The sequence below is a fragment of the uncultured Limnohabitans sp. genome, from assembly GCF_937889215.1.
GTDB lineage: Bacteria > Pseudomonadota > Gammaproteobacteria > Burkholderiales > Burkholderiaceae_C > Limnohabitans_A.
In genome coordinates, this window is the sequence record NZ_CALBEX010000415.1 from 1 (window position 1) to 6366 (window position 6366).

The 6366-nt window shown below is 56.9% G+C and carries 6 protein-coding genes and 1 riboswitch; all 6 genes read left to right on the forward strand.

Translation table 11 applies throughout. The annotated features are described in order from the left end of the window. A partial coding sequence (locus tag Q0341_RS10530) for an ATP-grasp domain-containing protein (RefSeq protein ID WP_366522766.1) occupies window positions 1–740 on the forward strand: 740 nt, incomplete at its 5' end. 51 nt (window positions 741–791) lie between these two features. Further along, window positions 792–1688 carry a succinate--CoA ligase subunit alpha gene (gene sucD / locus Q0341_RS10535; RefSeq protein ID WP_108413477.1) on the forward strand — a complete coding sequence of 299 codons (897 nt, stop codon included), beginning with the start codon at window positions 792–794 and terminating at the stop codon, window positions 1686–1688. Between the two features lie 146 nt (window positions 1689–1834). Next, window positions 1835–2545, forward strand: a complete 711-nt coding sequence (locus Q0341_RS10540) for a TerC family protein (RefSeq protein WP_299512993.1) — start codon at window positions 1835–1837, stop codon at window positions 2543–2545. A gap of 90 nt (window positions 2546–2635) precedes the next feature. Beyond that, window positions 2636–3118 carry a pilin gene (locus Q0341_RS10545; protein ID WP_299512994.1) on the forward strand — a complete coding sequence of 161 codons (483 nt, stop codon included), beginning with the start codon at window positions 2636–2638 and terminating at the stop codon, window positions 3116–3118. Window positions 3119–3402: 284 nt separating this feature from the next. Beyond that, on the forward strand, window positions 3403–4050 hold the full coding sequence (locus Q0341_RS10550) for a response regulator (RefSeq protein ID WP_299512995.1): 648 nt from the start codon (window positions 3403–3405) through the stop codon (window positions 4048–4050). 117 nt (window positions 4051–4167) lie between these two features. Beyond that, window positions 4168–4268: riboswitch (S-adenosyl-L-homocysteine riboswitch) on the forward strand. Between the two features lie 55 nt (window positions 4269–4323). Continuing rightward, the coding region (locus Q0341_RS10555; protein ID WP_299512996.1) for a dihydropteroate synthase at window positions 4324–6366 on the forward strand (2043 nt) is incomplete at its 3' end.

Sequence of the window (6366 nt, forward strand, 5' to 3'; positions counted from 1 at the left end):
CCGAGAAAATCATCACCGAGTTCATCGATCCGCTGACCGGTCTGGGTGACGAACAAGCCAAGAAGATCGCTGACGCCATCGGCATGCCAGCAGATTCCACTGCTCAGGCCGTGGATATCTTCAAAAAGCTGTACCAGTGCTACATGGACACTGACGCGTCGTTGGTGGAAATCAACCCGCTGAACCGCGACAGCAAGGGCAACGTGATGGCCTTGGACGCGAAGTTCAACTTCGACGCCAACGCCCTGTTCCGTCACCCCGAAATCGTGGCTTATCGCGATTTGGACGAAGAAGATCCAGCTGAAGTGGAAGCTTCCAAGTTCGACCTGGCCTACATCAGCCTGGACGGCAACATCGGTTGCTTGGTCAACGGCGCTGGTTTGGCCATGGCCACCATGGACACCATCAAGTTGTTCGGCGGCGAGCCGGCTAACTTCCTGGACGTGGGCGGCGGCGCTACAGCCGAAAAGGTCACCGAAGCCTTCAAGATCATGCTGTCCAACAAGAATGTCAAAGGCATTTTGGTCAACATCTTCGGCGGCATCATGAAGTGCGACACCATCGCCACCGGCGTGATCACCGCTTGCAAGGCCGTGAACCTGTCCGTGCCACTGGTCGTGCGCATGAAGGGCACCAACGACGAGCTGGGCAAGAAGATGCTGGCCGAATCCGGTCTGCCGATCATCTCTGCCGACACCATGGCCGAAGCCGCGACCGCTATTGTTGCAGCCGTTAAATAATGACTTTGGGGACAGATCTTTAGCTCTGTCCTCAACTGATTAGGAACAAACATGTCCATCTACATCAACAAAGACACCAAAGTCATCACCCAAGGCATCACCGGCAAGACCGGTCAGTTCCACACTGAGAAGTGCCAGGAATACGCGAACGGCAAGAACTGCTTCGTCGCGGGTGTGAACCCCAAGAAGGCTGGCGAGTCCATCTTCAACATCCCAATTTACGCCTCCGTTAAGGAAGCCGCCACCCAAACTGGCGCGACTGTGTCCGTGATCTACGTGCCCCCAGCTGGCGCAGCCGCTGCGATCTGGGAAGCTGTCGAAGCCGACCTGGACATGGCGATTTGCATCACCGAAGGCATTCCAGTGCGTGACATGCTCGAAGTGCGCAACAAGATGAAGGCCAAAGAAGCCGCTGGCGGCAAGCGCACTTTGTTGCTCGGCCCCAACTGCCCCGGTTTGATCACCCCCGACGAAATCAAGATCGGCATCATGCCCGGTCACATCCACCGCAAAGGCCGGATTGGCGTGGTGTCCCGCTCGGGTACCTTGACTTATGAAGCCGTGGCGATGTTGACCGAAGTGGGTTTGGGCCAGTCCAGCGCCGTCGGTATCGGTGGCGACCCGATCAACGGTTTGAAGCACATCGAAGTCATGCAAGCTTTCAACGACGATCCAGACACCGACGCCGTCATCATGATTGGCGAAATCGGCGGTCCAGACGAAGCCGAAGCCGCCATGTGGTGCAAAGCCAACATGAAGAAGCCTGTTGTGGGCTTCATCGCCGGTGTGACTGCCCCTCCCGGCAAGCGCATGGGCCATGCAGGTGCTTTGATTTCTGGCGGCGCCGACACGGCCGATGCCAAGCTGGCCATCATGGAAGAGTGCGGCTTCATCGTCACACGCAACCCGTCTGAATTGGGCAAATTGCTCAAGGCTCAGCTGAAGTAAACGCCTTCAAAGCCAGGTGAGCAACCCTGCCCGCAGGTGGGGTGTGGTTTGCCACAATACAAAAGCCGGATTTTCTGAGGGAAAATCCGGCTTCATTTTTGGTATTCGTATATAGGCCCGCCTTGCCGTGGGTGAAAGGTATCGCCGTGGAAGAATTTCTTACCGCCCATTTCTGGTTTGCTGTTGGCCAGATCATCATGATCGACATTTTGCTGGGGGGTGACAACGCGGTTGTGATCGCGCTGGCTTGCCGCCAGCTGCCTGAACACCAGCGGACCAAAGGGATTTTGTGGGGCACGGCCGGTGCCATCGTGTTGCGCGTGATCCTGATCTTTTTCGCGCTCACCTTGCTGGCGATCCCCTTCCTCAAGTTTGTGGGGGCGCTTTTGCTCATCTGGATTGGGGTCAAGCTTCTCACCCCTGATGCAGACGATGACCACAGCAACATCCAAGGCAGTGACAAGCTCTGGGGCGCGGTCAAAACCGTGATCATTGCCGACTTGGTCATGAGCGTGGACAACGTGATCGCCATCGCCGGTGCTGCCCAGACTTCGGGCAACGCCGACCACCAGATGCCTCTGGTCATCTTCGGTTTGCTGGTCAGCATCCCGATCATTGTCTGGGGTAGCCAGTTGGTGCTCAAGTTGATGGACCGGTTCCCGATGATCATCACCGCCGGCGGCATGCTGCTGGGCTGGATTGCGGGCACCATGACGCAAACCGATCCGGGCTTGGTGGCTTATTTACCGCAAGACAAAGTCTGGGGTTACGGCATGGGTGTGGCCGGTGCTTTGCTGGTGCTGGCTCTGGGCAAGTTCATCATGGCGCGCCGACCCTCGGCACAGGAAGCCGCCTGACGCCCATCAGGCGTTGGTGCGCAATTGTCACTGGCGTTTTGGGGAATGCATGGATTACCATCGATACCCAAATAACAGGGGGAGAATTCCATGTACACAAGACAGCAAGGTTTGACTTTGATTGAGCTGATGATCGTCATTGCGATCATTGGCATTTTGGGTGCCTTGGCGCTTCCGGCTTATCAGGATTACAGCATTCGCGCCAAAGCGTCTGAAATGCTGCTGGCGGCTGGGGGGTGCAAGACAGCGGTCAACGAGGCCATCAGCTCGGCGTCCCAAGCCGATGTGTCTGCCACTTTGCCCAAAGTTTGCGAGAGCCAAACCAGCCAATATGTCATCCAGATCAGCGCCGATGCGAATGGCGTGATCACCGTGGTCGGCAACCACGAAGCCCTGCGCGGCAGCACCAGTGCTTCTGCTAACAGCATTTCTTTAACGCCCCTGCAAACGGCTAGCACCCCGGTCAGCGGCAGCACCGACGGTGGCAAGCCGATTGCCAGCTGGCGCTGCGGCCCCTCCACCAGCAACGGTTTGCCGCTCAAATACCTGCCCGCATCGTGTAAAGCCAGTTGATAGAGCCACCCGGCACTTGCGCGTGCCGGGAAGGCCACCCGCTTTTTTGCGCCAAGATTTCAGCCACTTTTTCAGGCCTGAGCAAGCTTGAAGAAAGCGTGGCTGCTCAAGTTCTGGGCTTGAAAATATCAGCCACGCAGGCACAGTGCGACTTGGCGGAACACGCCTGACATCTTTAGAGTCTTTCGAGAGGTTGTAAAAGTTCTGCATAAATTACCCAATTGGGTAATTACATAAATTGGCATATTTGATAAATTATTTGGTAAATTCCAAATTGATACTTTATGAAAAAACGACTGGGCCACATATTTTTGGTCGACGACAACCACGACATGCGCTTTTACCTCAGCGACATGTTGATCATGTTGGGTTATACCGTTGACACTTTTGACAATGCAAATGCGTTTCTCGACAACGCGATGGACATCTCGCCGGCGGTTTTGTTGTTGGACATGCGCATGCCAGGCATCAACGGCTTGGAGTTGCAGCTGCGCATGGAGTCTTTGTGCCGCAAAACGCCGATCATTTTCATCAGTGGGGAAAGCGACAAGGACGAAATCATTGAAGCCTTTCGCATGGGCGCAGTGGATTTTCTGCTCAAGCCGTTCAACCGTGAAAAGCTGTGTCAGGTGGTGGACAAGGCGCTTGAAATGGACCGTCAAAGGAACCATGAGTTCGTCAAGACCGATGTGCTCAGGCGTTCTTTTGAGACATTGTCAGCGCGAGAGCAGGAAATCTTCATGCTGATTGTTCAGGGGCTCACCAACAAAGGCATTGCCGAAGTCACTGGAATACAGCCGGGTACGGCCAAAAAACACCGCGCCACCATCTACCAAAAGTTCCAAATCAACACCAGTGCCGAACTCATCAGCCAATGCCAAGGTGTGGATTTGAGCCAACTCAAGGTCACCGAAGAGAACGCAGAACAGTAAGGCTTTCCTGGTGAAGAGGATGACGGGGCCGTTGCCAAGCCACGAGCACTTCGCGCAGGCCTTGCTTACAAAACTCGCATATCCAAAAGTGATGGGTGGCCCGGTTAAAATCTGCACTTCCCCAAGGAGCGTTGCAGCCCGCCGCCGCCAAGGCGCAGCAGGTCAGGCTTGGGGCTGTTCTGATCCAGAAACATTGTGCACAACCACGCTCACCTGTTAGCCCAAGGTGAGTCCGTGTCTGTTGTTGCCCCAGAAATCCTTTCCGTTCCCCCCATGAAGTTGTCCGGTCTGGAGCCTGTCTCCATCGGCACCGGGTCGCTGTTTGTCAACGTGGGCGAGCGCACCAACGTGACCGGCTCCAAGGCCTTTGCCCGCATGATCCTGAACGGCGAGTACGAGCAGGCCTTGGCCGTGGCGCGCCAACAGGTCGAGAACGGCGCGCAGGTGATCGATGTCAACATGGACGAAGCCATGCTCGACAGTCAGGCGGCCATGGTGCGATTTTTGAACCTGATGGCCGGTGAGCCCGACATCGCCCGTGTGCCGGTGATGGTGGATTCGTCCAAATGGACGGTGATCGAAGCCGGTCTGCGCTGCATTCAGGGCAAGGGCATCGTCAACTCGATCAGCATGAAAGAGGGCGTAGACGAATTCAAGCGCCAAGCCAAGTTGGTCAAGCGCTACGGTGCTGCCGCCGTGGTCATGGCGTTCGACGAAAAAGGCCAGGCCGACATCTACGAACGCAAAATCGAGATTTGCGAGCGCGCTTACCGCGTGCTGGTGGACGAGGTGGGCTTCCCGCCAGAAGACATCATTTTTGACCCCAACATTTTTGCCATCGCCACCGGCATCGAAGAGCACAACAACTACGCGGTGGACTTCATCAATGCCACGCGCTGGATCAAAACCAACCTGCCGGGTGCCAAGGTGTCGGGCGGTGTGTCGAACGTGAGCTTTTCATTCCGTGGCAACGACCCGGTGCGTGAAGCGATCCACACCGTATTCCTGTACCACGCCATCCAGGCGGGCATGGACATGGGCATCGTCAACGCGGGCATGGTTGGCGTGTACGACGATCTGGAGCCGAACTTACGCGAGCGTGTCGAAGACGTGGTGCTGAACCGCCGCCCTGATGCGGGCGAGCGCTTGGTGGAAGTGGCCGACAGTGCCAAGGGCGCGGCCAAAGACGAGAGCACCAAGCTGGCCTGGCGCGGCACGCCCGATGCACCTGTGCGCGTGGCGCAGCGTTTGAGCCATTCGCTGGTGCATGGCATCACCGACTTCATCAGCGACGACACTGAAGAGGCCTACCAAGAGATTTTGGCCAAGGGCGGTCGTCCGCTGCATGTGATCGAAGGCCCGTTGATGGACGGCATGAACATGGTCGGTGACCTGTTCGGCCAAGGCAAGATGTTCTTGCCGCAGGTCGTCAAAAGCGCTCGCGTGATGAAGCAGGCCGTGGCGCATTTGCTGCCCTACATCGAGGCTGAAAAACTCGCGCAAGAAGCGGCGGGCCAAGACGTCAAAGCCAAGGGCAAGATCGTGATTGCTACTGTTAAGGGCGATGTGCACGACATCGGCAAAAACATCGTTACCGTGGTCTTGCAGTGCAACAACTTTGAAGTGGTCAACATGGGCGTGATGGTGCCCTGTCACGAAATTCTGGCCAAAGCCAAAGCAGAAAACGCCGACATCATTGGCCTGTCGGGCCTGATCACGCCCAGCCTCGAAGAGATGCAGTACGTGGCCAGTGAGATGGAAAAAGACCCGTACTTCCGCGAGCGCCAGATGCCGCTGCTCATTGGTGGTGCCACCTGCAGCCGCGTGCACACCGCCGTAAAGATCGCGCCACATTACAGTGGCCCGGTGGTCTATGTGCCCGACGCTTCGCGCAGCGTGGGTGTTGCGCAAGGCTTGTTGTCTGAGCAAGCCGCCAAATTCATCGCTGACCTGAGCGCCGATTACGACAAGGTGCGCGAGCTGCACGCTAACAAAAAGCAAACGCCGATGTGGACGTTGGCGCAAGCCCGCGCCAACAAGACGCCCATCGACTGGACCCAAGGCGTGCCCGCTGCGCCCAAGTTCATAGGCCGACGCGTGTTCAAAAACTACGACCTGGCCGAAATCGCGCAGTACATCGACTGGGGTCCGTTCTTCCAGACTTGGGATTTGGCGGGGCCTTTCCCCGCCATCCTGGATGACGAAGTGGTGGGCGATCAGGCGCGCAAGGTGTTGGCCGATGGCCAGGCCATGCTCAAAAAAATCATCGATGGTCGTTGGGTCACGGCCAACGCGGTACTGGGCCTGTATCCCGCT

Excerpts from the sequence above, each read along its gene's own strand:
- sucD (WP_108413477.1), top strand. The coding sequence starts at position 792 with ATGTCCATCTACATCAACAAAGACACCAAAGTCATCACCCAAGGCATC.
- Q0341_RS10545 (WP_299512994.1), top strand. The coding sequence starts at position 2,636 with ATGTACACAAGACAGCAAGGTTTGACTTTGATTGAGCTGATGATCGTC.
- Q0341_RS10550 (WP_299512995.1), top strand. The coding sequence starts at position 3,403 with ATGAAAAAACGACTGGGCCACATATTTTTGGTCGACGACAACCACGAC.